The sequence below is a fragment of the Streptomyces sp. NBC_00102 genome, from assembly GCF_026343115.1.
Lineage (GTDB): Bacteria > Actinomycetota > Actinomycetes > Streptomycetales > Streptomycetaceae > Streptomyces.
In genome coordinates, this window is sequence record NZ_JAPEMC010000002.1 from 154049 (window position 1) to 178560 (window position 24512).

20 protein-coding genes and 1 pseudogene are annotated in these 24512 nt (G+C 72.1%); 12 read left to right on the plus strand and 9 right to left on the minus strand.

Annotated elements, in window-relative coordinates:
* The first annotated feature begins 49 nt into the window (after nucleotides 1-49).
* A complete protein-coding gene (fes, locus tag OHA55_RS28230) occupies nucleotides 50-1330 on the plus strand; it encodes an enterochelin esterase (RefSeq protein WP_266711594.1) in 1281 nt (426 codons plus the stop codon).
* Nucleotides 1331-1350: 20 nt separating this feature from the next.
* On the opposite strand, the gene OHA55_RS28235 is transcribed toward fes, so the two are convergent.
* From OHA55_RS28235 to OHA55_RS28270, 8 genes and pseudogenes are all read right to left on the minus strand, one after another.
* The gene (locus tag OHA55_RS28235) at nucleotides 1351-2115 is read right to left on the minus strand and encodes a 4'-phosphopantetheinyl transferase superfamily protein (protein ID WP_266711596.1); all 765 of its coding nucleotides are present in this window, start codon (nucleotides 2113-2115) and stop codon (nucleotides 1351-1353) included.
* A 55-nt stretch (nucleotides 2116-2170) separates the two neighbouring features.
* Nucleotides 2171-6085, minus strand: a complete 3915-nt coding sequence (locus tag OHA55_RS28240; protein ID WP_266712453.1) for an amino acid adenylation domain-containing protein — start codon at nucleotides 6083-6085, stop codon at nucleotides 2171-2173.
* 11 nt (nucleotides 6086-6096) lie between these two features.
* Entirely contained in the window at nucleotides 6097-6324 is a 228-nt protein-coding gene (locus OHA55_RS28245; protein ID WP_266711598.1) for a phosphopantetheine-binding protein, read from the minus strand.
* Nucleotides 6325-6328: 4 nt separating this feature from the next.
* Complete coding sequence (locus OHA55_RS28250) at nucleotides 6329-6961, minus strand: isochorismatase family protein (protein WP_266712455.1); 633 nt, start codon at nucleotides 6959-6961, stop codon at nucleotides 6329-6331.
* 33 nt (nucleotides 6962-6994) lie between these two features.
* Nucleotides 6995-8632: pseudogene (locus tag OHA55_RS28255) on the minus strand ((2,3-dihydroxybenzoyl)adenylate synthase); the annotation flags it as partial.
* Entirely contained in the window at nucleotides 8629-9846 is a 1218-nt protein-coding gene (locus OHA55_RS28260; RefSeq protein WP_266711600.1) for an isochorismate synthase, read from the minus strand. The pseudogene OHA55_RS28255 and the gene OHA55_RS28260, both read right to left, overlap by 4 nt.
* Before the next feature lie 125 nt (nucleotides 9847-9971).
* Complete coding sequence (locus OHA55_RS28265) at nucleotides 9972-10763, minus strand: 2,3-dihydro-2,3-dihydroxybenzoate dehydrogenase (protein ID WP_266711602.1); 792 nt, start codon at nucleotides 10761-10763, stop codon at nucleotides 9972-9974.
* Nucleotides 10760-11743: an iron-siderophore ABC transporter substrate-binding protein gene (locus tag OHA55_RS28270; RefSeq protein WP_266711604.1), complete on the minus strand. Its 984-nt coding sequence runs from the start codon at nucleotides 11741-11743 to the stop codon at nucleotides 10760-10762. The genes OHA55_RS28265 and OHA55_RS28270 overlap by 4 nt, the downstream gene beginning before the upstream one ends.
* A 356-nt stretch (nucleotides 11744-12099) precedes the next feature.
* On the opposite strand from OHA55_RS28270, the gene OHA55_RS28275 reads away from it, so the two are divergent.
* The 4 genes from OHA55_RS28275 (at nucleotide 12100) to OHA55_RS28290 (ending at nucleotide 15702) form a co-directional block, all read left to right on the plus strand.
* Nucleotides 12100-13089 (plus strand): iron ABC transporter permease, encoded by a 990-nt coding sequence (locus OHA55_RS28275; protein WP_266711606.1) that lies wholly within the window; start codon nucleotides 12100-12102, stop codon nucleotides 13087-13089.
* A complete protein-coding gene (locus tag OHA55_RS28280) occupies nucleotides 13086-14222 on the plus strand; it encodes an iron chelate uptake ABC transporter family permease subunit (protein WP_266711608.1) in 1137 nt (378 codons plus the stop codon). Before OHA55_RS28275 ends, OHA55_RS28280 begins: the two co-directional genes overlap by 4 nt.
* A 10-nt stretch (nucleotides 14223-14232) precedes the next feature.
* Complete coding sequence (locus tag OHA55_RS28285) at nucleotides 14233-15075, plus strand: ABC transporter ATP-binding protein (protein WP_266711610.1); 843 nt, start codon at nucleotides 14233-14235, stop codon at nucleotides 15073-15075.
* Between the two features lie 90 nt (nucleotides 15076-15165).
* Nucleotides 15166-15702, plus strand: a complete 537-nt coding sequence (locus tag OHA55_RS28290; RefSeq protein ID WP_266711612.1) for a hypothetical protein — start codon at nucleotides 15166-15168, stop codon at nucleotides 15700-15702.
* A gap of 165 nt (nucleotides 15703-15867) precedes the next feature.
* Here the strand turns inward: OHA55_RS28290 and OHA55_RS28295 are convergent, their stop codons facing one another.
* Nucleotides 15868-16275, minus strand: coding sequence for a cupin domain-containing protein (locus OHA55_RS28295; RefSeq protein WP_266711614.1), 408 nt, complete (start codon nucleotides 16273-16275; stop codon nucleotides 15868-15870).
* A gap of 186 nt (nucleotides 16276-16461) precedes the next feature.
* On the opposite strand from OHA55_RS28295, the gene OHA55_RS28300 reads away from it, so the two are divergent.
* From OHA55_RS28300 to OHA55_RS28330, 7 genes are all read left to right on the plus strand, one after another.
* The gene (locus tag OHA55_RS28300; protein WP_266711616.1) at nucleotides 16462-17055 is read left to right on the plus strand and encodes a carboxymuconolactone decarboxylase family protein; all 594 of its coding nucleotides are present in this window, start codon (nucleotides 16462-16464) and stop codon (nucleotides 17053-17055) included.
* A gap of 38 nt (nucleotides 17056-17093) precedes the next feature.
* Nucleotides 17094-18641 (plus strand): sugar ABC transporter ATP-binding protein, encoded by a 1548-nt coding sequence (locus OHA55_RS28305; RefSeq protein WP_266711618.1) that lies wholly within the window; start codon nucleotides 17094-17096, stop codon nucleotides 18639-18641.
* On the plus strand, nucleotides 18638-19651 hold the full coding sequence (locus OHA55_RS28310; RefSeq protein ID WP_266711620.1) for an ABC transporter permease: 1014 nt from the start codon (nucleotides 18638-18640) through the stop codon (nucleotides 19649-19651). Before OHA55_RS28305 ends, OHA55_RS28310 begins: the two co-directional genes overlap by 4 nt.
* 95 nt (nucleotides 19652-19746) lie before the next feature.
* Entirely contained in the window at nucleotides 19747-20691 is a 945-nt protein-coding gene (locus tag OHA55_RS28315) for a sugar ABC transporter substrate-binding protein (protein ID WP_266711622.1), read from the plus strand.
* Between the two features lie 136 nt (nucleotides 20692-20827).
* Nucleotides 20828-21733: a LysR family transcriptional regulator gene (locus tag OHA55_RS28320; protein WP_266711624.1), complete on the plus strand. Its 906-nt coding sequence runs from the start codon at nucleotides 20828-20830 to the stop codon at nucleotides 21731-21733.
* Between the two features lie 326 nt (nucleotides 21734-22059).
* Nucleotides 22060-22986 (plus strand): VOC family protein, encoded by a 927-nt coding sequence (locus OHA55_RS28325; RefSeq protein WP_266711626.1) that lies wholly within the window; start codon nucleotides 22060-22062, stop codon nucleotides 22984-22986.
* Nucleotides 22987-23062: 76 nt separating this feature from the next.
* Complete coding sequence (locus OHA55_RS28330; protein WP_266711628.1) at nucleotides 23063-24511, plus strand: NAD-dependent succinate-semialdehyde dehydrogenase; 1449 nt, start codon at nucleotides 23063-23065, stop codon at nucleotides 24509-24511.
* Nucleotide 24512 lies beyond the last annotated feature (1 nt).

A 24512-nucleotide genomic window follows, 5' to 3' on the forward strand; every position in this document is an offset into this window, starting at 1 on the left:
GACAGGTAAGGTAACCCTTACTTATCCTCGTTCTCCGGAGTTGGCCCGTATGTTCGCGTCCGCACCGCCCGAAGGGGCTCCCCACCGTCCGCCGAGGACGGTGCGTCCCGACGCGATTCCGCTCCTCGCGGCGCCCGGCGTCGAACTGCCGGGCCCCGAAGGGCTCGAAGGGTTCTGGGCGCGGGTTCGGGAGACGGGCACGCCGCTGATCGCACCCGATCCGCAGGGCAGCCCCGACCACGCTGCCGTGACTTTCCTCTGGCGCGGTACGGAAGCCACCCGGGCGGTCCAGGTCATGCCCAACAAACTCGGCGACCCGCGCCTGCCCGAGGGCAACCTGATGGAGTGCGTCCCCGGTACCGACGTCTGGCACTGGACGCTCCGGCTGCGCCGCGACTGGCGCGGAACCTACGACTTCCACGTGGACGAGGGCGACGGGCCCGAGGCCGACGGGCCCGGGTACTGGCAGTGGCTGCGGACGCGACGCCGCGCCGACCCGCACAACTCCCGCCGCATGCCCCGCCGCTGGGGCGGTGAACCGGTGTCCTGGGCGGAAATCCGGGAGTCCCGGTCGGCCTCCGACTGGGAGCCCCGGACCGGCGTCCCCCGTGGAACGGTGACCGAACACGCGGTGCCCAGCGAGCGTCTGGGGGAGGACCGCCGGATCTGGCTCTACGAACCGCCCGCCCCCGCCGACGGTGGCCGGCACTCCGAACTCCCGGTGCTCGTCCTGCTGGACGGCGAGCACTGGCAGCCGTCGCTGGGCCTCGCCGGCCTCCTCGACAACCTCGTCGCGGACGGCCGGATTCCTCCGACGGCCGCGATCTTCGTCGACTCCGTCGACTCCGGCTCCCGTTGGCGGGACCTCGCCTGCCGGCCCGACCACGCGGCCTTCCTGGCCGACGAGTTGCTCCCGTGGGCCGCGCGGCGCCTGCCCCTCACCGACGACCCGGCGCGCACCGTGATCGCCGGGCAGAGCCTGGGCGGGCTGTCGGCGACGTACACGGCGCTGACAGCACCGCACCGCTTCGGCAACGCCCTGGTCCAGTCGGCCTCCTACTGGTGGCCGGACGGGCCGGAACCGGAGTGGCTCACCGGCCGCATAGCGGCCGCACCCCGCCGCCCGGTACGGTTGCGGCTCTCCTTCGGCGAGCAGGAGTGGGTGGCGCTGCCCGCCGCGCGGCGACTGCGCGACGCGCTCGAAGCGGCCGGATACGACTGCGAATACCGCGAGTTCAACGGCGGCCACGACTACCTGTGGTGGCGTACGGAGATGGCGGACGGACTGGTCCGGCTGCTGGGATCGGAGAACCCGACCAGGGTGCCGTAGAGCCGGTTCCGGGCCTCGGCTCAGCCGCCGTGGAGCGGGGCCCCGTCCCGTACCGTGCCCGACTCTTCCGCGACCGCGACCGCACAGGCCGCGACGTAACCGGGAGGGACCGGCACGTCGGCGAGGGTCCAGCCACCGGGCGGCGGGGCCGGGGTCGGACCCGTCCCCAGATACGCGCCGCTCAGCGCACTGCCGGAGAGCCCCTCCCCGGTCCCTTTGAGGTACGCCTCCTTGCGGGTCCAGCACCGCGCGAACGCGGCCGGCCGGTCCGCCACCGGCAGAGCCGACAACTCCGACTGTTCCAAAGGGTGCAGGGCCGTCGCCGTGTCCGCCACCGTCGTTGCCGAGGGCGTCCGCTCGACGTCCACGCCGACCGGCCGGGCGGCCAGTGCGACCAGCGCCAGCCCGCCCGTGTGCGAGAGCGAGAAGTGCACCCGCTCGCCCGCCGGCCCCGCGACCGCCGGCCGGCCGTGCGCGGCGCCGCACCCCGGACACGGCAGCCGGACCAGCGCCACCCGGGCGGGCGGGAGTTCCAGGACACCGCCCAGCAGCACGCGCAACGCCGTGTGCGAGGCGACGTACATCTCCCGGTCCTCCGGGCGCCGGAACGCCGCCGCCTGCCGTCGCTCCGCCTCGTCGAGAACACCGGCGGCAGCGGGGTCCGGGGTTTCCTGCGGCCATGGGCGTACGGACCAGAGCACCGGGCCCCCGCCGTCCAGCACGGACGGCCCCGGAGGCGGGTCGCCCGGCGACCAGGGCCGTACCCCGGCCCGCGTACTCACCATCGTGCGGAGGCGGACCCGCAGGTGTGCGCCGGGTCGAACGGTGCGGTCGGGGCGGTCATCCGTCGAGCTCCTTCAGCCGGGCCGCGAGGACGGTCGCGACGGTGTCGAGGTTATCGCCCTGGAGCATGCGCGCGTGGGTGCAGTCCAGATCGTGGTTGATGATCTCGCCCGTCACATGGGCCCGCCAGGCATCCCGGGTGAGCCAGTCCTCCGCCCGGGGAGCCGCGGCCGTGAAGAACAGCACGTCGCCCCGGTAGGTGTCGTGCCGGTGCTCGCGCATCAGGCGCGCGTGGTGCGGCACGATGTCGACGATCCTGGACAGGGTGCGGTCGCTGAGCCCGGCGAGCGGGCTGCCCGCCCTCCGCAGGGTGGCCAGGACATCGTCACGGGTCTGCTCGTCCGTGCGCTCGAAGCCCGCCATCCGCAGGACCGCCGTGAGCGCGTCGCCCTCCTCGGGCGCCGGGCGGGCACGCCACATCTCGGACGGGAACGAGTCCAGCAGCGCCAGGAGTTCGACCTCCTCGCCCGCCTCCTGGAGGAGCACCGCCACGGCCTGGGCGAGTACGCCGCCCACCGACCAGCCCACCAGCCGGTACGGCCCGTGCGGCTGGACGGCGCGCAGCCGCTCGGCGTAGTCGACGGCCTGGTCCCGGAGCGTCGCCGCGAGGGGCTCGTCGTCGGTCAGCCCGCGCACCTGGACGGCGTGGAGCGGCTGTCCGGCACCGAGCCGGGCCGAGAGGCCCGCGTAGCACCAGGCGATGCCGCCCGCCGGGTGGAAGGCGAAGACCGGGGGCCGGTCGCCGCCGGAGCGCAGGGGCAGCAGCACGTCCAGCGCGTCCTCTGCGCCCGCACCCGGGCCGGCGAGGCGTGCGGCCAGGGCCGCCGGGGTCGGCGTCTCGAAGAGCGAGCCGATCGTCAGCTCCGTCGCGCACTCCTCCCGTACCCGCGCCACCAGCCTCATCGCGAGCAGCGAGGTGCCGCCGAGATCGAAGAACGCGTCGTCGGGACCGGCCTGTCCGACGCCGAGCACGTCGGCGAAGAGCCGGGTCAGCTTCTCCTCCAGGGCGCCGGACGGGCGCCGGCCATCCCTGCCGCCGGTGAACACCGGTGCGGGCAGGGCGCGCCGGTCCAGCTTGCCGGCCGGGCTCAGCGGGAAGGCGGCGAGGACGACCACCGCCGCGGGCACCATGTGGTCCGGCAGAACGCGCGCCAGCGCGGCCCGCACCCCGGCCGGGTCCGCCTTCCCCTGTACGTAGCCGACGAGACGCTGTTCGCCGCCCTCGTCCTCGCGCACGAGCGCGCAGGCGCCCTCGACGCCGGGCTGTGTGGACAACGCAGCCTCGATCTCTCCGAGTTCGATGCGCTGGCCGCGCAGCTTCACCTGGTGGTCGGTGCGGCCGAGGTACTCCACCTCGCCCTGCCCGGTCCACCGGGCGAGGTCGCCTGTCCGGTACATCCGGCTGCCCGCGGGGCCGAACGGGTCGGCCACGAAACGGGCCGCCGTCAGCTCGGGCCGGTCGAGATAGCCGTCGGCCAACTGGCGCCCGGCCAAATAAAGTTCACCGGGTACGCCGGGCGGGCAGAGCTGGAGCGCCGCGTCCAGCACGTACAGCCGGGTGTTCCACACCGGGCGCCCGATGGGCACAGGACCGCCGTCCCCGGCCACGCAGGTGTGGTGGGTGACGTCCACCGCGGCCTCGGTCGGACCGTACAGATTGTGGAGCCCGGCCCCCGGCAGCGTGACCGCGAAGAGGTTCGCGGTCTCGCGGGCCAGTGCCTCGCCGCTGCAGAACACCCGGGTGAGGCCGGTGCACCGCGCGGCCTCCGGCTCGGCGAGGAAGACCTGAAGCATCGACGGGACGAAGTGCACCGTGGTGACGGCCTGTTCGCGCACCAGCCGGGCCAGATACGTCGGATCGCGGTGCCCGCCGGGCTCCGCGACGACCAGGGTCGCGCCCTCGCGCAGCGGCCAGAAGAACTCCCACACCGACACGTCGAACGAGGACGGTGTCTTCTGCAGCACCCGGTCCTCGGGCGTGAGCCGGTAGGTGTCCTGCATCCACCGCAGCCGGTTGTCGATCGCCCCGTGGGAGACGACCACCCCCTTGGGGCGGCCGGTGGAGCCCGAGGTGTAGATGACGTACGCCGGATGGGAGGGGGTGAGCGGCCGGCACGGATCGGTCGGCAGCTGCGCCGAGACGTCGAGACCCTCCAGCACGACGAGCGGGGCCGCGCCACCGGCCGGCAGCCTGCCCGCCCTGTCGGTCACCGCGCAGACGGGCGCCGCGTCCTGGAGCATGTCCAGCAGGCGCCGCTCCGGATAGTCCGGATCGAGCGGGAGATAGGCGGCGCCCGTCTTCAGGATCGCCAGCAGTGTCACGATCAGCTCGACGGACCGGGGCACCGAGAGGGCCACCACCGTGTCCGGACGGGCGCCGAGTGTCCGCAGGTGCCTCGCCAGCCGGTTGGCGCGGACGTTCAGCTCCGCGTAGGTGAGCGACTCCTCGCCGTACACCAGGGCCGTCGCGGCGGGGGTCCTGCGGGCCTGCGCCTCGATGGGGCCGATCAGGTTCGTCGCGGGCAGGTCGCGTCCGGTCCGGTTGAACTCGTCGAGGATCAGGGAGACTTCGCCCGCAGTGGCGATGGTGTGCGCGGCGAGCGGCAGGTGTGGGTCGGCCGTCGCCAGCCGTGCGACCAGACCGGTGAACCGTTCCTGGTGGGCGGCGAGGCCCTCCTCGGTGTAGAGGGCGGGGTTCGCGTCGTAGTCGATGAGCAGCCCGCGGCCGTCCGCACGGTCGTAGATGTTGACCGTCAGGTCCTCCACCTGCCCGGCCGAGAGGTTGCGGGCCCGTACCGGCGCACCGGCGAAGCGCACGTCGTAGTCGAAGGGCATCACGTTCACCAGCGGACCGACCAGGGCGCGGCTCTCGCCGAGCAGTCCGAGGTCGCGGCGGATGTCCTCGTAGCGGTAGCGCTGATGGCGGCGCACCGTGCGGATGCCCAGCACCACCTGGCGCACCAGGTGGGCGAAGTCGGCCTCGGGGGAGACCTCCAGGCGCAGCGGCAGGACGTTCATCACCATGCCCGGCACCCGCAGGGCCACCGAACCCATGCGGCCCATCATGGGCAGCCCGAGCACGACGTCGGAGCGGCCGGTGGCCCGGGAGGCGTAGACGGCCTGGGCGGCGATCAGCACCTCCGGCCAGGTCGCCCGCAGCCGGGAAGCCAACTCCCTTACCTGTTCGGTCGTTTCCTGTGGGAGTGACACCGTGCGGCGCAGCGAGGTCCGGGAGGGCAGCGCACCGCGCCCCGCGAGGTGGGGTACCTCGGGGCGGTCGGCGAAGGCATCGCTCCAGTACGCCCGGTCGGCCGTACGGGCCTCGGACGCGCGGTACTCGGCGTCCTGTGCGACGAGTTCGGCCAGCGGACGGAACGCGGAGGGGGCGGGCGTCACGCCCGCGGCCAGCGCGCCGTACACCTCGGCGGTGCGGCGTACGAGCAGGGAGTAGCCGAAACCGTCCATGGCGAGGTGGTGGATGCGCTGGTACCAGAGCCACCGCTCCTCGCCGACACGGAAGAGCGCATGCCCGAACACCGGCTCCTCGGCGAGGTCGTGGGCGTGGGCGAGATCCTCCCGCATCCAGGCCCCGGCGACGTCGTCCGGGTTCTTCTCCGCCCGCAGATCGGCGGTGTGCAGGGGGAGTTCGACCTCCGCGCGCACCCGTTGCCGGGGCCCCTCGGGGGTGTCCTCCACCCGGATGCGCAGCGCGTCGGCCTCGGAGACCACCTGCCGCAGCGCATCCGCGAAGAGCTCCGGATCCACGGGGCCATCGATCTCCAGGCACTCCGCGGTGTTGAGCGCCGGGCTCAGCGGATCGAGGGCCTGGGCGTACCACATGCCCGATTGGGCGGCGGTCAACGGCAGTACGGTGTCCGGGGCGTGGGTGTCCGGGGTGGTGTCCAGGCTCATCAGCGGGGCGTTCACGAGGCCACCAGCAGCGGCAACCACGCCTCCACGGCGGGCTGTTCGGCGAGATCCGCGAAGGCGGCACCCACACCGTGCTCGCGGCGCCAGCGCTCCAGGAGCGCCATGATGCGCACCGAGTCCAGCCCGTAGTCCACGAGGTTCTCGTCGACCGGGATGTCCTCGGGAGCCTCGCCGAGGGAGTCGGCGATGTCGGCGCGGATCAGTTCAAGGGTGAGGGGCATCGGCTCAGACCTCCTGGAAGAGAGCGTCGGTGGTGGTCACCACGGCGCAACGGCCGGCCGCGTACCGCAGCGCCATGTCGTGGTCCTCACGGGAGAAGTCGGCGACCGCGTCGGCCACCACGAACGCCTGGATGTCCCGCTGCCACGCGTCCGCCGCGCTCATCAGCACCCCGATGTGCGCGTACACCCCGACCACGATCAGCTGGTCGCGTCCCTCCTCCCGCATGAGCGCTTCCAGTTCGGTGCGGACGAAGGCGCTGTACTTCCACTTGGTGACGACGTTCTCGCCCTCCACGGGCGCCGTCCGCTCCGGGCCCGCGAGTGCGGCGGGGTCGTCCGACATGCCGGGGCCCCAGAAGTCGAGCTGGAGACCGCGCTCCTCGGGGGTCTGGCCGCCGCGCTGCGCCGAGTGCACCACCGGGACGTCCAGCGCACGGCACTTCTCCAACACCCGGGCCGTGTTGTCCAGCATTCCGGTCAACGGCTGCTCGCCCGCCGGGAACGCCTTCAGGAAGTGGTTCTGCAGGTCGTGGACGAGCAGCAGCGCACGGGACGGATCGGCCGTCCACGCCACCCGGTTGGCGGGCAGCTCCTCCGCCGTCGGCAGCGGGTACGGGGCGATGGCGGGCAGTGCCATGGGAGCGGGCCTTTCCTCGTGGTGCCGAGCCGGGGCGGCGGACCGCAGGCTCTTCTTGCTGATCTTGCCGATCCCGGTCTGCGGGAACGCGTCGACGAACTCGACCAGATCGGGGACCTTGTACGCGGCGATGCCGCGCTCGCGGACGAACCGCTTGATCTCCACGGACTTCAGCGGTCCGGCGCCCTCGCGGAGGATGACGTAGGCGAGGGAGCGTTCGCCGAGATACGGGTCGGGGACCGCGACGACCGAGACGTCGTGGACGGCGGGGTGGGCCAGGACGATGTTCTCGACCTCTTCGGGGGCGATCTTCTCGCCGCCCCGGTTGATCTGGTCCTTCGCGCGGCCCTCGACCACGAGGTGGCCGGAGGGGGTGCGGCGTACGATGTCGCCGGTCCGGTAGAAGCCGTCCTCGGTGAAGGCCCGCGCGTTGTGGTCGGGGGCCCGCCAGTAGCCGCGGATCGTGTACGGCCCCCGGGTGAGCAGATGGCCGAACTCGCCGTCGGGGACGTCCTCGTCGGCGTCGTCCACGATGCGCACCTCGTCGTCGGCCGAGATCGGGCGGCCCTGAGTGGTGACGACCGTCTCCTCGTCATCGTCCAGCCGCGTGTAGTTGACCAGACCCTCGGCCATGCCGAAGACCTGCATCAGCCGGCAGCCCAGCGCGGGGCCCAGCCGGCGGGCGGCCTCCTCGCTGTACTTGGCGCCGCCGACCAGGACGAGTTCCAGGCTCGACAGGTCCTCCTTCGACGCCGGGGCCGCGTCCGTCCAGACCAGGGCGAGCGGGGGCACCATGCCGGTCATGGTGATCCGCTCCCGCTCGATCAGGGGGAACGCCGTCGCCGGATCGGGCCGGGGGGAGAGGACGACGGTGCCGCCCGCGTACAGCACGCCCTGCCAACCGGGGGAACTCATGGGGAAGTTGTGTGCGGCCGGCAGGACCACGAGGAACCGGGTGTCCTCGTCCACCCCGCAGATCTCGTTGGACCCCCACAGCGAGTAGATGTAGTCGTCGTGGGTGCGGGGGATCAGCTTCGAGACGCCGGTGGTCCCGCCGGAGAGCTGGAGGAACGCCAGTTCGTGTGGGCGGGGACCCTCGATCGGGCCGGTCGGATCGATCGGCACGTCGGCGAGCGCGGTGTGCTCGCCCGGATCGCCCACCACGAAGACCTCGCGCAGACTGGGCGTCAGCTTTTGTACATGGCTGGCCAGTTCGCGGTAGTCGTAGCCCGCGTGCCGGTCCGGAACGACGTACGCGACGGCCTCGGCGAACGCGCAGAAGTGCTCGATCTCCGTCTCCCGGTGCGCCGGCAGGGCGTACACGGGAAGCGCGCCGATCCGGAAGAGCGCGAAGACGACCTCGATGAACTCCCCGATGTTCGGGAGCTGGAGGACGACCCGGTCGCCCCGGCCGATTCCCCGGGCCGCGAACCCGGCGGCCAGCCGGTCGGCGCCGGCGTCGAGCTCCCGGTACGTCCAGGTGCGGCGCACCGGTGCCGGGTCGACCAGGGCCACGCGGTCGGGGTGCGCGGCGGCCCGGGCACGCAGGAAGCCGCCGAAGGTCTCGCCGCGCCAGTACCCGGCGGCCCGGTAGCGCTCCGCGAACCCGGCGGGCCAGGTCGGCGCGTCCGGGGTCCCCGGGGTGAGCGGGTCGTACTCGGTGGCGGTCACAGCTGGGCTCCCACGGCGTTCAGGAAGGTACGGAACTTCGCCCCGGTCTCGGCGGTCTCCGCCTCGGGCGAGGAATCGGCCACCACACCGGCCCCGGCGAAGAGGCGCAGCGAGCGGCCCTCGGCCTCGGCGCAGCGGATGGTGACGACCCACTCCCCGTCGCCGTCCGCGTCCTGCCAGCCGACCATGCCGGTATAGGCGCCCCGGTCGAAGGGCTCCGACTCGGCGATGACGGCGCGGGCGGCCGGGGTGGGCGTACCGCACACGGCCGGGGTCGGGTGCAGGGCGGCGGCGAGCCGCAGCGCGGTGGTGTCCGGGTCCAGCAGGTCGCCGGTGAGCGTGGTCGACAGGTGCCACATGGTGGCGGTGCGTACCAGGGTGGGGCGCTCGGGCACGTCGAGGCGGGTGCAGAACGGGGCGAGGGCCTCGCGCACGGCGGCCACCACCACGGCGTGTTCGTGCAGGTCCTTGGGGGACTCCAGCAGCGCGGCGGCCCGGCGGACGTCCTCGGCCAGGTCGGAGCTGCGCGGCGCGGATCCGGCCAGCGGGTTGGCGACGAGCCGCCCCTCCTGCCGGGCGACCAGGAGTTCGGGGCTCGCCCCGATCAGGGTGCGGCCGGGGCCGGTCGGCACCGCGAAGGTGTAGCCGCCCGGGTCCCGGCGGGCGAGCCGGCTGAGCATCGCGGGCAGGTCGGGTTCGCCGGGCGCGGTCAGCTCCAGGGTGCGGGCCAGCACCACCTTGGCGAACTCCCCGGCGCGCATGCGGCGTACGGCCGAGGCGACGGCCCCGGCGTACTCCGCGGCGGCCGGTACCTCGCGCACCTGCCAGGCGCCGCCGTCCCCGGCCGGCGGAGCGGGCAGGGCGACCAGCGGGTCCTGGCGCAGCGCGGGCGCCCACTCCACGGACTCCGGGACAACCAGCGCGGCAGGGGAGTCCGCGTCGAACGGTATGGACCCGACGACGACGGGCGCGGGGTCCCCGGCCCGGCGGCGGACGTGCAGGACGCCGCGTACGCGCTCCTCCAACGGGGCCGTGCCGTGCGGTACTCCGGCGAGCACGCCGCGTCCGAGCAGGGTACGTGACGGCGTGGCCACGAAGCGGTCGGTGCCGGGGCGGTAGGCGTCGAGCAGCGCGGTCGCCGCACCGGGGGTGACGGGGGCGGGGTGGGGCAGGCCGGGTGCGGCCGAGGGGGATTCGTGCACGGAGGTGGACATGGGTGTCTCCTGCGGTGGAGGGCGCCCGCCACGGTCGGCGGCAGGGCGGTGAGACAGGGGGGACGGGGCGCGGGGGGCCGGGGGCCGGGCGGAGGAGGTCCGGTGTGCGGCCCGGGCCGGTCCGGTCAGGCCCGGAGGGTGGCGCCGCCGTCGACGTACAGGTCCTGCATGGTGATGTGGCGGGCACGGTCGGAGAGCAGGAACGTGACGGCGTCCGCGATGTCGGCGGGGTCCGCGATGCGGCCGAGCGGGATTCCCGTCCGGTACGTCGCCAGGTCGCCCGCGACGACGCGGTCCTCGGCCGCGGTCACGTCCTCGGGATCCAGATCGGCCCACATGCCGCGCTGCATGTCGGTCATGGTCGAGCCGGGGCAGACGCTGTTGCAGCGGACGCCGTGCGCGGCCATCTCCAGGCCGAGGCACTTGGTGAACATCGACGAGGCCGCCTTGGACGCGGCGTACGCGGCCATGCCGGCGCGCGGGATGCCCGCCGCGTTGGACGCGACGGTGACGATGCTGCCCCGGCCGCGGGCGGCCATGCGCCGGGCGGCGGAACGTGAGACGTGGAACACTCCGTCGACGTTGACGGCGAAGGTGCCGGCCCAGTGCGCGTCGGTGGTGTCGAGGACGTCGGCGTTGCGCAGCACGCCGGCCACGTTGACGGCGAACTCAAGCGGTCCGAGGGCCTGTTCGGCCTCCTCGACCGCGGCCTCCACCGCGTCGGCGTCGGTGACGTCGAGCGGGCGGGCGACCACCCGGGGGCCGTACGTGCGGGCGAGGGCCTCGATGCCGTCGGGGGCGATGTCGGTGGCCACCACCCGGGCCCCCCGCTCCACGAGGGCGGAGACGACGGCCTCGCCGATGCCGCGGCCCGCGCCCGTGACGAGAGCGAGCCTTCCGTCGAATTCGGTGCTCACTTGACCATGGCCTTCCGGAGGTCGGCCAGGACGTTCACGGCGGCCTCGGCGCCACCGAGGCTCGTCCACATCGAGCCGTCGATCTCGGTCACGTGACCGGCCTTGACGGCGGCGAGCTGCTGGTAGGCGGGCTTCGCGGAGAGCTGGTCGACCACGCCGGACCCGCCGGTCGAGGTCAGGGTGCCGATGAAGAGCCAGTCTCCGTCGATCTCGGCGAGGTTCTCCTCGCTGATCGGCGTGGAGTGGCCTTCGCCCTTCTCGGCCTGGATGCCCGGCCGGGTGAAGCCCAGGTCGTTCAGCACGTCGCTGATGAACACGCCCTGCTGCATGACGGCGGAACCCTGCGGGGAGTAGCGGGCGACGGAGACCTCGGCGCCGGCCTCGGACCCGAGGTCGGTCCTGAGGGCGGCGACCTTCTCGTCGTAGTCGGCGAGGAAGGCGTCGGCCTCGTTCTCCTTGCCGAGCACCTCACCGGTGAGCGCGAGAGACTTCTTCCAGTCCTTGTCGTCGCCGATGGTGACCAGCGTGGGAGCTATCTTCCGCAGCTGTGCCAGCACTTGAGTGTCCGTCATCTGCCCCGCGAGGATCACGTCGGGCTTGGCCCCGACCACCTTCTCGATGTCCGGTCCGGTGACCGCACCCACCACCGGGATGCCCGCGGCCGCGCCGGTCAGGTACGCCGGGGCGCCCTTCTGGCCGCGTCCCGCGGTGAGGCCCACCGGCTTCACGCCGAGGGTCAGCGAGGAGTCGAGATCCATCTCGCTCAGGACCACCACCCGAGCGGGATCGGCCGGGACCGTCACCTTCGTGCCCGCCGCGTCCGTGACCGTCGCGGTGCCCTTTCCGCCCCCGTCCCCGGACGCGGCACCCGAGTCCGAGGAGCCGCAGGCGGTCGCCGTGAGCGCGCAGATGCCGAGGACGGCGAGGGCGGCCAGCGGGCGGACGGTGCGGCGGGGAGTGGGGGACTGGTTCGGCGTCATGGCCGGAAACCTCCGTAGAAAGGGTGGAGCGGGCTGGCACTGACGCCCCGTGACAGGGGCGCACGTGATGAGGGCGCGACGAATCCCGGCCGGATCGGGTGTGGGGGGACCACCGGCCCGGGCTTCGCGACTTAGGTTAGGCTAACCATATGTTCATTGCGCAAGAGGGCTCTCCCGGAAGGGCGGAAACCCGAACAATCAGGGTGTTTCGTCAAGGTCGGGCCGGAGCGGGAGCCGAGGCCGGAGCCGGGGCGGGAGCCGGGGTCGGGGCGGGAGCCGGGGTCGGGACGGGAGCGGGAGCCGGAACCGGGGCTGGGACGGATAACGGGGGCCGGCATCCGGGCCGGTGGGCCGTCGTGGCCCTCGTCGCCCTGCTCGGCCTGATCCTCGCCTCCCTGCTCATGGGCGCCGGCTCCACCCCGCCCGCACGGGCCTGGGACTACCTCCGGGGCGACCCGTCCGCCCGCGCCGACGCCCAACTGCGCCTCGCCGTCATGGACGTACGCCTCCCGCGCACCCTCGCCGCGATCCTGGTGGGACTCTGCCTCGGCACCGCCGGCTGCCTCCTCCAGGCCGCCACCCGCAACCCCCTCGCGGAGACCGGACTGCTCGGCGTCAACTCCGGCGCCGCGTTCGCCGTCGTCCTCGGACTCACCTTCTTCCACGCCGACTCCTCCGGCGCCCTGCTGGTGTGGGCGCTGCTCGGCGGCATGGCGGCGAGTGCCGTCGTCCTCCTGCTCGCCGCGTCAGGACGGGCCGCGGGCTCCCCGCTGCGCCTGGTGCTCGCCGGGGCCGCGCTCAGCGCCACCTTCCACGGCCTCACCTCGTACGTCCTGCTCGGCACCCAGTCCACCTTCGACACGTACCGCTACTGGACGATCGGCTCCCTCGCCGGCGTCGAGACCGGCCAACTCGTCCCCCTGGTACCGCTGGTGGCGATCGGCCTGCTCGCCGCCGGCTGCTGCGTCCGGCCGCTCGCCGCACTCGGCCTCGGCGACGACGGGGCGCGCTCGCTCGGCCACCACCCGGGCCGGATCCGCCTCGTGGTGGCCGTGGCCGTGTCGCTGCTCGCCGGCTGCGCGGTCGCGGTGGCCGGCCCCATCGCCTTCCTCGGACTGCTCGCCCCGTACGCCGCCCGAGCCCTCTCCGGCGCGTCCATGGGAGCCCAACTGCTGCTCTCCGCGCTGATCGCCGCCGACGTCATGATCCTCGCCGACATCCTCGCCCGGATCGTCATCCGCCCCTGGGAAACCCCGGTCAGCGTGCTCCTCGCCTTCGTCGGCGGCCCCCTGCTCATCTGGATCGCCCGCTCGTCCCGCCTCTCGACCGCGGGAGCGACCGCATGAACGGACGCACCGAAGTGCCCCGCCCCGCGCCCGGGCACACCGAAGCATTCCCTCCGCCCGGACGCACCGGAGTGCCCCGCCCGGCGCCCGAACTCACCCCGCCCGACAGCACCGTGCTGCGCGCCGGTGCCCTCTCCTGGCTCTTCCCGCGCCGCAGCGTCCTCGCCGCCGCACTGCTCGTGCCCGTCACTGCGCTGCTGGTGGCGCTCGCCGCGCTGGCCAGCTCCTCCGGCATGAGCCTGACGCAGACCCTGTCCGGTCTGCTGGGCACGGGCGACGCGGGCACCGTGATGGTCGTGCGCGAGTTCCGGCTGCCCCGCATCGTCGTCGGCGTGATGGTCGGGTCCGCGCTCGGGATCTCCGGCTGCCTCACCCAGACCCTGGCCGGAAACCGGCTCGCCACCCCGGACCTGGTGGGCGTCAACGAGGGCGCCACCGCGGCGGTCGTCGCGGCGGCCGCCGGAACGTCCACCGGCATGGTCGGCATGTGGTGGCTCGGCCCGGTCGGCGCCGTCGCCGCCGCCGCGCTCGTCGTGCTGTGCGCGGGCGGGGCGGGCGGCGCCGGCTACCGGGTCCTGGTCACCGGCATCGGCGTCTCCACCTTCGTCGGTGCCGTGAGCGACCTCGTGATGTCCCGGCAGAACGACAACTCCGCCGGGGGAGTGTTCCTCTGGGCGGTCGGCAGCCTCAACGGCCGTGACTGGGAGGCCGGTACGCCGCTCCTCGTCGCCCTCTGCTTCCTCGTCCCGCTCGCCCTCGCCGCCGGACACCGCCTCCAACTGCTGCGCTTCGACGACGACATGGCTGCCACGCTCGGCGTCGACCTGCGCCGGGTGCGTGCTGCCGCGCTCGCCCTGGCCGTCCTCCTCGCCGGGGCCGCCGTCGGCGTCGCCGGACCGGTCGCCTTCATCGCGCTGGGCGCACCCGTCCTCGCGCAGCGCCTCGCCGGACCCACCCGGGTACCCGTCCTCGGCGCGGGTCTGGCCGGAGCCGCCCTCGTCACCGCCGCCGACGCGCTCGCCCGCGTCGCCGCCCCCGTCGAACTCCCCGTCGGCGTCGTCACCAGCGTCCTCGGCGGGCCCTTCCTCCTCTGGGTCCTCTTCCGCTCGGACCGCACCGAAGAAAAGGCGTGAACACCCCGGTATGAACTCCCCCAAGGAACAAGCGACGAGTGGCCTCGACGTCCGCGCCCTGCACGTCTCGTACCCAGGGCGCGCCGTCGTCCGGGACGCCGGATTCACCGTGCCCGCCGGGCAGGTCGCTTCGATCGTCGGGCCCAACGGCTGCGGGAAATCGACCCTGTTGCGTGCAGTCGCCCGCCTCCACCAGCCGGAGTCCGGTACGGTCCACGCCGGTGGCGAGGACATCTGGACGCTTCGCAGGCGCCAGGCCGCACGGCGCGTCGCCCTGCTGCCCCAGTCGCCCCGCGCCCCCGAGGCGGTGACCGTCGCCGGGCTCGTACGGTACGGACGCCACCCCCACCAGGGGCTGCTGCGTCAGTGGTCGCGCGAGGACGAGACCGCGGTGCGCGAGGCGTTGGAGGCCACCGGCACGACCGGCCTGGCCGGCGAGCGGCTCGACCGTCTCTCCGGCGGCCAGCGCCAGCGCTGCTGGCTGGCCATGGTGCTCGCCCAGCAGACCCCCGTGGTCCTGCTGGACGAACCCACCAGCGCCCTCGACCTGGGACACGTGGTGGAGGTGCTGGAACTCGTCCGCGAGGTCGCCCGCGCCGGCCGCACGGTCGTCATGGTCCAGCACGACCTGGCCGCCGCCGCACGCTACTCCGACCTCGTCGTCGCCATGAAGGACGGCGGCGTCCTCGCCCAGGGCCCCCCGCGCACCACCGTGACCGCCTCCCTGGTCGGGGAGTTGTACGGGGTGGAGGCCGACGTCCTGGAGGCGCCGGTGGACGCCTCGCCCGTCGTGGTCGCCCGGGCACGCGCGGCGGTGGACGCGAGGGCCGGGGAGAGAGCCACCGCCGGGTGAACGTCGCCGAAAAGCACGGGCCGCGCGTCCTCGTCCGTCTACTGTACGGACTCGTCGGCCGCGGACCGCGGCCCTCCGAGGAGGACTCCCGTGTCATCGCTCTACGACCCCCAGAACGCTCCCGCCGGCGACGTGGGCGCGGCGCTCATGATGATCGACTCACGTCTCAGGAGCATTCACGACCACAAGGGCGAGACCGATCCCGAACAGCAGGAACTCATCGACCAGTTCACCGACTCGCTGGGGCCGGACGAGGCCAGGGACCTGCTGGACGGCGCCTGCACGCTGATCTACATGTTCATGACCTGGCTGCGGAAGGCCCACGAGGAGCACGAGAAGGACGTCGTCGAGTACGTGGTGCCCAACCTCGTGGCCACCATGCGCATGATGCCGATCAGCATCCGGCCCGAGACCATTCCCACCATGGCCGGACTGGTGATCGCCGCGGCCACCGGCCTGAGCCCCAGCCTGTGGCGCGGCCAGTTCGGGGAGTGGAACGACGTGGAGATGAACGCGCTGGAGGCCACCGCGTTCCTGCTCGCCGAACACATCAACCGCATCACCGACGACCCCGACTTCGCGACCCGTCTGATCTCCGAGGCGCTCTCGCGCGCGGAGGCCGTCTGACAGGGGCGGCCCGCCCGTCGGCGCCGGCGGCCCGGACCCCACCGCGGTCCGCTCCACCGGGCATCCCCGGTGGAGCGGACCGCGGGCGGGGCCCGGGCCGCCGTTCGTCGTGCGCGGCACGGGACGCCGCGTACGGCCCCCGGCCGGAGCCGGGAACGCCCGCGCTCAGCGCCCCATCTGGTCCTCGGCCGAGAGGTGTTCGACCGTCACCCCGGAGTCGGTGAACGTCCGCGTCACCGTCCCCGAGGTATAGACCCACAGGATGCGCAGCGGAGTGTCGCCGGCATTCCGGAAGAGGTGGGGGACGGGAGAGGGGATGTACGTGGTGTCGTAGCGCTCCAAACGTGTCACGGAGCCCTCGACCAGCACTTCGGCCTCCCCTTCGAGAATCGTCACGTGCTCGTCGCAGTTGTGCGAGTGCATCGGAGCCCCGGAACCGACCGGATAAACGCTCATTCCGCTGGTGATCCGATTCTCGCCGGCCGCCGACACGGTCGTGACCAGCGGGGTCGTCACGATCGAACCTCCCCGGTCCAGCAGCGGGACGGAGGCGGCCTTGACGATGACGCTCATGCGCAAACCCTTTCGACGGCGAGAGGCGTCGTCCGACGTTATGGGAAACGGGCTCCGCCGAGAGGTCCCGGATGCGCACCTTTACCTTGCATTCCGAGAAGGGTGAGCCTCTACCAGCCGGATGTACGGTCTGCTGCCATCGCACATTTCGAGTTTGTGTCGCAGATCGAAAGGCAGGGACCGGCCATGCGCCTCCCCGTTCTCCGTACCGAAGAGATGAACGAGCACCAGCAGGAGCTCCACGCCCGCATCACCGCTCGTCGCGGCGGGGTGCGCGGTCCGTTCCGGGTCTGGCTGCAGAGCCCCGAACTCTGCGAACGCGTGGAGTCCCTCGGGGCGTTCGTCCGCTTCGACTCCGACCTGCCGAAGCATCTGCGGGAGCTGACCCTCCTGATGGCCGCCCGCAACTGGGACGCCCAGTACTCCTGGAACGCCCACGTCAAGGCGGCGATCGAGGCCGGCGTACCGGCCGCCGCGGTGGACGCGATCGCCGAGCGCCGTACCCCGGAGTTCGACGACGAGGCGGACACCGCCTTCTACACCTTCTGCCAGGAGGTGCTGGAGAAGCACTTCGTCTCCGACGAGACCTTCGCCGCCGCCCACGAGCACTTCGGCTCCCAGGGCCTGGTCGACGCCATCGGCTCACTCGGCAACTTCACGATGCTCGGCATGTGCCTGAACACCTTCCAGGTGGACCTCCAGGCCGACCGTGAACCGCCGTTCCCCGACATCCGCGGATTCGCGCGCGTCCCGGCCGGCGGGGACCGGTCGCAGCCGTGACACCGCCCGCCGACCGACGTACCGAGGGGAGCACCGACGTGACACCCAGTACCGCGCTCCACGGAAGCCCCACCACCGACACCGCCGTCGGAGCGCCCCGGGAGCCGGTGGTCCGGATACGGGACCTCCACAAGAGCTTCGGCGGGGCCGCCGCCCTCAAAGGGGTCTCCCTCGACATCAGGCCGGGCGAGATCCACGCCCTGATGGGTATGAACGGGGCCGGCAAGTCCACCCTCGTACAGGTGCTGGCCGGGGTCCACCAGGCGGACGGCGGCACCGTGGAGATCGACGGGCAGGCGCAGCCCGGCCTGTCGACGCGCCAGGCGCGACGGCTCGGTATCTCGACCGTGCCCCAGCGCCGCGAACTGGTCATGGAACTGACCGTCGCCGAGAACATCCTCCTCGGCGACCTGCCCGCGCCCCGCGCCCTGGTCGCCTGGAAGTCGGTCCGGGAGCAGGCCCGCAAGGCCCTCGCGGACCTGGGCATCAGCATCGACGTGGAGCGGACCGCGGGCGGGCTGACCGTCGCGGAACAGACCATGGTCGAGGTCGCCCGCGAGGTCCGGCGCGGCGGCAAGGTCCTCATCCTCGACGAGCCGACCGCCTGTCTGGGTGCCGAGGCCGCCGACCGGATCAGGGCGCTGGTACGGACCCTGCGGGACGAGGGCATGGCCGTCGTCTACATCTCGCACTACATCGACGAGGTGCTGTCCGTCGCCGACCACGTCACCGTCCTGCGGGACGGCGCGGTGGTGCACAGCGGACCGGCGGCCGAGACCGACGCCGCCGGGCTGGTCCGCTCCATGGTGGGCCGGGACGTCGTCTCGACCCGGCCCCAACGCCCCGCTCCCAAGGGGGAGATCGGTCTCTCGGTCCGCGGACTCAACGACGGGCGCACCATCGAGGACTTCGCGGTCGACGTGCGCAAGGGCGAGATCGTGGCCGTCCTCGGCCCCGCCGGGGACGCGCAGTCACGCCTCTTCGACCTGCTCTCCGGCCGCCGGCGCCCCGACTCCGGCGCGATGACCGTGGACGGCAGGGCCGTCCCCTTCGGCCGGATACCCCGCTCGCTCGCCAGTGGTCTGCGCTGCGTCACCGGCGACCGCAGGGCCCTCGGGCTGATCCCGGAACTCTCCCTGGACGAGAACCTGATGCTGGCCAGCGACCGCCTGGAACGGCGACGCCTCCAGCGCTGGTCCGCGCTCACCCGCCGGGCCGCCCCGCGGCGGGAGAGCTACGGAGTCGTCTCGCTGACCCGCAACCCGGCCGTCGGCCGGCTCTCGGGAGGCAACCAGCAGAAGGTCCTGCTGGCGAAGTGGCTGGAGACGGCGCCCGTCGCCTGCTTCCTCGAAGACCCCACCAACGGTGTCGACATCGCGGCGATCGCGGACATCCACACCCTCGTCGACGACCTCGCCGCACGCGGCGTCGCCGTACTGCTCGCCTCCTCCTCCGCCGAGGAGGTCGTGCGGCTGGCCGACCGGGTGATCGTCGTCAGCGCGGGACGGGCGGTCGCCGAACACGACGTCAACACCATCACCCGCGACCAACTCGTCGCCCTCGCCCTCGGAGGACAGAGCAAGTGAGCCTCGAAGCGCCCCCGGTACAGCCCCGAGCGAAAGAAAGCGCCCCGGACACCGCTTCCGGGTCACGTACCTCGCTGCGGTCCCTCCTCGGTGTCCCGCACGCGGGACTCGTCGCGGTACTGATCATCGTGGTGGTGTTCGCGAGCCTGGAGACGGACTCCTTCGCCAGCTCGACCAACCTCATCAACGTCCTCCGCCAGGTCAGCGTCTCCGCGGTGCTCGCCGCCGGTCTCACACTGCTGATGACGGCCGGAGGCATGGACTTCTCCATGGGCAGCAACGCGGCCGTCATCACCGCGGTGGCCGCCCAGATGCTGGCCCACGGTGAGTCCACGACGGTGACGGTCGTCGTCTCCCTGGTGCTGGCGACCCTCATCGGTCTGGTCAACGGACTCGTGGTCACCTACACGAACGTGGCTCCGTTCGTCGCCACACTGGCCACGGCCACCCTGCTGGACGGGGTCGCCCTGCTCGTCCTGGACGGTCTGAGCGTGTCCATCGGAACCCACCTCTCCTCGCTGGGCAACGGCAAAATCCTCGGCATCCCCTATCTGCTGATCGTGGCGATCGCGGTACTGGTGGTGGCCGGAGTGGTCATGAAGTTCACCGTCTTCGGCCGCGACGCGTTCGCCATCGGGGGCAACGAGCACGTCGCCCGCCTCAGCGGCATCGGCGTCAACCGGAACAAGCTCCTGCTCTACGGGCTGGCAGGCACCCTCGCCGGACTCGCCGGGCTGATGCTGCTGTCCCGGCTCGGCGCGAGCAGCCCCGGAACGGGCGGTCTCACCCTGCAACTCACCGCCGTGGCCGCCGTCGTCATCGGCGGAACCTCGCTCGCCGGCGGCAGCGGCACCGTCGTCGGCACGGCGCTCGGTGTCGTGCTGCTCGGAGTCGTCGCGAACGCCCTGAACCTGCTTCAGGTCTCCAGCTACTTCCAGCAGATCTCGGTCGGTTCGGTCCTGCTCGTCGCGGCGATCGCCAACCAGCTCCACAAGAGGTCCCACAACTGAAGTGCCCCGTCGGGCAGTCGGTCCCACCGGCACCGCGGCCCGACATCTGTGCAAGGCCGAAGACGTCCCACGCACGCCACGAAAGGCGATACACCATGAGCCTGACCACCCACCCGCGAAGAGTACTGGCCACGGCCGTCGTGGGAGCCGCGCTGGCTCTCAGCGGTTGCAGCGGCCAGTCCGGTTCGGGCGGCGGCGACTCCGTCACCCTCGGCTTCGTCAACGGCGGTGACACGGAGTTCCACACCTGTCTCCAGAAGGCGGTGGAGAACACCGCCAAGACCGGCGACGCGAAGATCTACACGGCCAACTCGCACCAGAACCCCGGCACCGAGCTGTCCAACATCGAGGACATGATCTCGCGCAACGTCGACGCGCTCATCGTGCAGACGGTGAACGTCGACGCGCTCAAGGGCGACATAGCCAAGGCGAAGAGCGCCAACATTCCGATCTTCCTCACCTCCGTCGTCACCGACGACCCCTCCGAGATCCTCGGCGCGGTCGTCGTGGACCTGGGCGCGGTCGGCGCACTGGACGCGGGCTGGGTCGAGAAGGACGCCGCGGGCAAGTCCGTGGAGGTCGGGGTGATCGCCGGTGCTCCGGGAGCCGCCTCCGACATGCTGGTCGCCGGATTCACCAAGGCTCTGCCGGCCACCGCGAAGGTCGTCGCGAACCAGCCGGGCATGTTCAACGCCGCCAAGGCCAAGGACGTCGCCGAGAACATGATCCAGGCGCACCCGGACCTCGGTTACGCCTTCGTCGCGAACGAGGAGATGGCGCTCGCCGCCCGTACGGCCTTCGCGGCGGCCGGCAAGGACGTCAAGATCGTCACCGTCAACGGCACCGACCGGGGGCTCGAAGGGGTCGAGAAGGGCGAACTCTCCGCAACCGTGGCGAACTCGGCCATGAGCACGGGTTCCCTTGCCGTGACAAATGCGATAGGACTGCTCGACAAAAAGAAGATCAGCAAGATCGACAAGACGCCGATCCTGCTGGTCACCAAGGACAACCTGGACAAGGCTCCGCAGTACTGCCCCTGAGCCCCGGGCCCACCCCCATTCCGCGCAACCCAGCTGAGTGATCCCGTTCCGGAGCGCAGCGCGGAGGCTCCACCCGCACAACCCGCCCGACACGGCCCTGCCACCACTGGGGCCGTGAACGGCCGGAGGTACCACCATGGACCGTCTGCTCCTCATGCGCAGCTTCGTCACCGTCGCCAACATCGGCAGCTTCAGCGGGGCGGCCAAAGCGCTGAGCTCCTCGGGATCGCTCATCTCACGCCACGTCGCGGAACTGGAACGCCAGATCGGGGTCCGCCTCGTCAACCGCACGGCCCGCTCCGTCAGCCTCACCCAGCCCGGGCTCCGCTACGCGGAGTTCGCGGCGCGCATCCTGGAGGAGATCTCCGCCGAGGACTCCCACATCGCGCAGCTCCACGACCGGCCGGAGGGGTCGCTCAACATCATCTGTCCGAAGTGGATAGGCAGCCTCGATCTCGGTGACGCCATATCCGCGTTCTCCGTGGCTCATCCGAAAATCGTCGTCCGATTCGAGCTGGGCGGCATATCGGATCGCACCTATGATTTTCTGGACGGCGGATTCGACATCGCCTTCCACACGCGCGACTTGCGGGATTCCAGTGTCCGGCTGAAGAAAATCGCCTCACTGCCCTTCGTGCTGTGCGCGTCGGAGAAGTACCTGGAGGAGCACGGGACGCTCCTCCACCCGAACGACATCGCCGTCCACGACTGCCTGGTCCACGTCAACGACCCCGTCTGGCGGGTCGGGCACGGCCACGCGAGCACCCTGCACAAGATCCGTAACGTGGCGTTCTCCTCCAACTCCTACATCGCGCTGCAGAAAGCCGCCGTGCACGGCCGGGGAATCGCCCTGCTCCCACAGCGGCCGGCCTACGACGACCTGGTCTCGGGCGCGCTCCGGGTACTGCTCCCCGAACTCGCGGTGCCCGACCGGCCGCTGTACGCCATCTACGGCCCCGGGCAGGAGACGCCGCGCAAGGTGACCGTCTTCCTCGAATTCCTCGCCAGGTGGTTCTCGGAGAACCCGATTCCCGCCATGTGAGACATGCGGTTCATCGGCACCGGCCGGACGACGCGACGATCCGCGCAAGAAATGATTGCACTCTACGAAATGCCGGGCCGTTGAGGCTGCGCGTCCCGATTTCTATGCTGACCGGGCCGGTGTCATGCGTCCAAGGGCTGTCCCGAAATTCCTGGCGGGTGCGCGACGTCAGCTACGGCATCTCGCCGCGTTGTCGGAACGTACCCATACATCCAGTATGCGAACGCTCCTCCGCCTTGCGATGCACCGCATCTGACGCCGCGCACCGATCCACCACGAATTGCGGGACAGCCCTTGGCGCCCGCGGCCCGCGAAATGAGGAGTTCATGGGAATCCAGAGAATCGAGTCGGTCACCTACAGCATCGACGACCTCGACGAATGTGTCCGCTTCTTCACGGATTTCGGACTGATCCCGGTGGAACGGACCACCACCCGCGCCACCTTCGAGACGCCGGCGGGCCAGACGCTCCACCTCGACACCCACCCCGACCCCTCGCTGCCACCGGCCCTGGAAGACGGCCCCACCCTGCGCGAGGTGGTCTGGGGCGTCGACACCGAGGCGGAACTGGCCGAGCTCGTCGCCCGGGTCGCCGTCGACCGCGAGGTCACCCTCACCGGCGACGGGGTGCACCGCACCCGGGACGAGACCGGCTTCGGCCTCGGCCTCACCCTCGCCCGCCCCAAGGCGCCCGGCACTCCCGGCGGACCCCGCGAGGCCAACGTCTCCGGCAGCGTGCGCCGCTGGAACACCCCGCTGGAGCCCGTCGGCCAGGTCCGCCCGCTGCGCATGTGCCACGTCGCCCTCAACATCCCGAAGGCCGGACAGGAAGAGGCCGTCGCCTTCTACCTCGACCGGCTCGGCTTCCGGGCGACCGACGTCGTCAAGCCGATGGGCACCTTCATGCAGTGCGAGGGCGACGACGACCAGCACAACTTCCTGCTCTGCCACCGCCCCGACCGGGCCGGCGTCAACCACGTCTCCTACGAGGTCCCCGGCTTCGACGACGTGATCGAGGGCGGCAACCACATGATCGCCCAGGGATGGCAGGAAGCCCGCAGGCTCGGGCGGCACACCGTCGGCTCCAACGTCTTCCGCTTCGTACACGCGCCCTGCGGCGGCCGTGTCGAGTACGCGGCGGACATGGACCGCGTCGACGCCTCGTACGAGACCCGCGTCCACGAGACCACCCCGCCCCACCACATCTGGACCCTGCGCACCTCCCGTGACGCCTCCGGGAACCCCGCCTCCTGACCGGTCCGCGACTCCGTCATGTGAACCACCGCATCCCGACACCCCACCCGCCGAGCGTGAGAGGGCACACGCACCCATGACGACCCACGACGACTACCCCGCCATCCGCATGTACATAGCGGGCGAATGGTGCGAGGGCGGGGCCGGAGCGACCGTACCGGTCGTGAACCCGGCCACCGAAACGGTGATCGGCCACGTCCCGCTCGCCACCACCGCCGACCTCGACCGCGCCGCCGAAGCGGCGGAGGCCGGCTTCGCGCTCTGGCGCGACACACCGATAGCCGAGCGCACCGCGATCCTGCACAAGGCCGCCGAGCTGCTCGTCTCCCGCGCCGACCGGGTCGGCCGCGTCATGACCCGCGAACAGGGCAAGCCCCTGCGCGAGGCCGCCGGAGAGGCGAAGCGGGTCGCCGGAGCCCTGCGCTGGGACGCCGACGACGCCCGCCGCGCCTACGGCCGGATCATCCCCTCCGAGGACGGCACCCTGCTCTCCGTCCGCCGCCGGCCCATCGGCCCGGTCGCCGCCTTCACCCCGTGGAACTTCCCCGCCGGATCACCGATGCGAAAGATCGCCGCCGCGCTCTCGGCCGGCTGCTCCCTCGTCATCAAGGCATCCGAGGAGACCCCCGGGACCGCCGTCGAACTGGTCCGCTGCTTCGAGGACGCCGGGCTCCCCGCCGGTGTGCTCAACCTGGTCTTCGGCGAGCCCGCCGAGGTCTCCGCGCACCTCATCGCGCACCCCGCCACCCGGCTCGTCGCCTTCACCGGCTCGGTGCCGGTCGGCAAGCTGCTCGCCGCCGCGGCCGGGGCCGAGATGAAGCCCTCCCTCATGGAGTTGGGCGGACACGCCCCGGTCATCGTGTGCGCGGACGCCGACCCGGTCTCCGCCGCCCGCCGCGCCGCCGCCGCCAAGTTCGCCAACGCCGGCCAGGTCTGCACCTCGCCCAGCCGCTTCCTGGTCCACGAGAGCCTGATCGAGGAGTTCACCGAGGAGTTCGTCCGCGCCGCCGAGGCGGTCGTGGTCGGCGACGGGGCGGACGCGGGCGTCACCATGGGCCCGCTCGCCAACGAGCGACGGCTGCGGGCGATGGAGGAGCTCACCGCCGACGCCGTCGCCAAGGGTGCGAAGATCCGTACCGGCGGCGAGCGACTCGACCGCGCGGGCTACTTCTTCGCCCCCACCGTTCTCACCGACGTCCCCGAGGACGCGGCGCTCATGTCCGAGGAGCCCTTCGGTCCGCTCGCGCCCATCGTCGCCTTCCGCGAACTCGACGAGGCCCTTCGGATCGCCAACTCGCTGCCCTACGGGCTCGCCGCGTACGGCTTCACCCGCTCCGCCGCCACCGCCGAGCGCCTCACCCGAGAGTTCGAGGCCGGCATCCTCTCCATCAACCACTGCGGCGGATCGACCCACGAGGCACCGTCCGGCGGAGTCAAGGCCAGCGGCTACGGACGCGAGGGCGGCCCGGAGGGCCTGGACGCCTACCTGGTCACCAAGCGCGTCTCCCACCTGCTGACGGATTGAG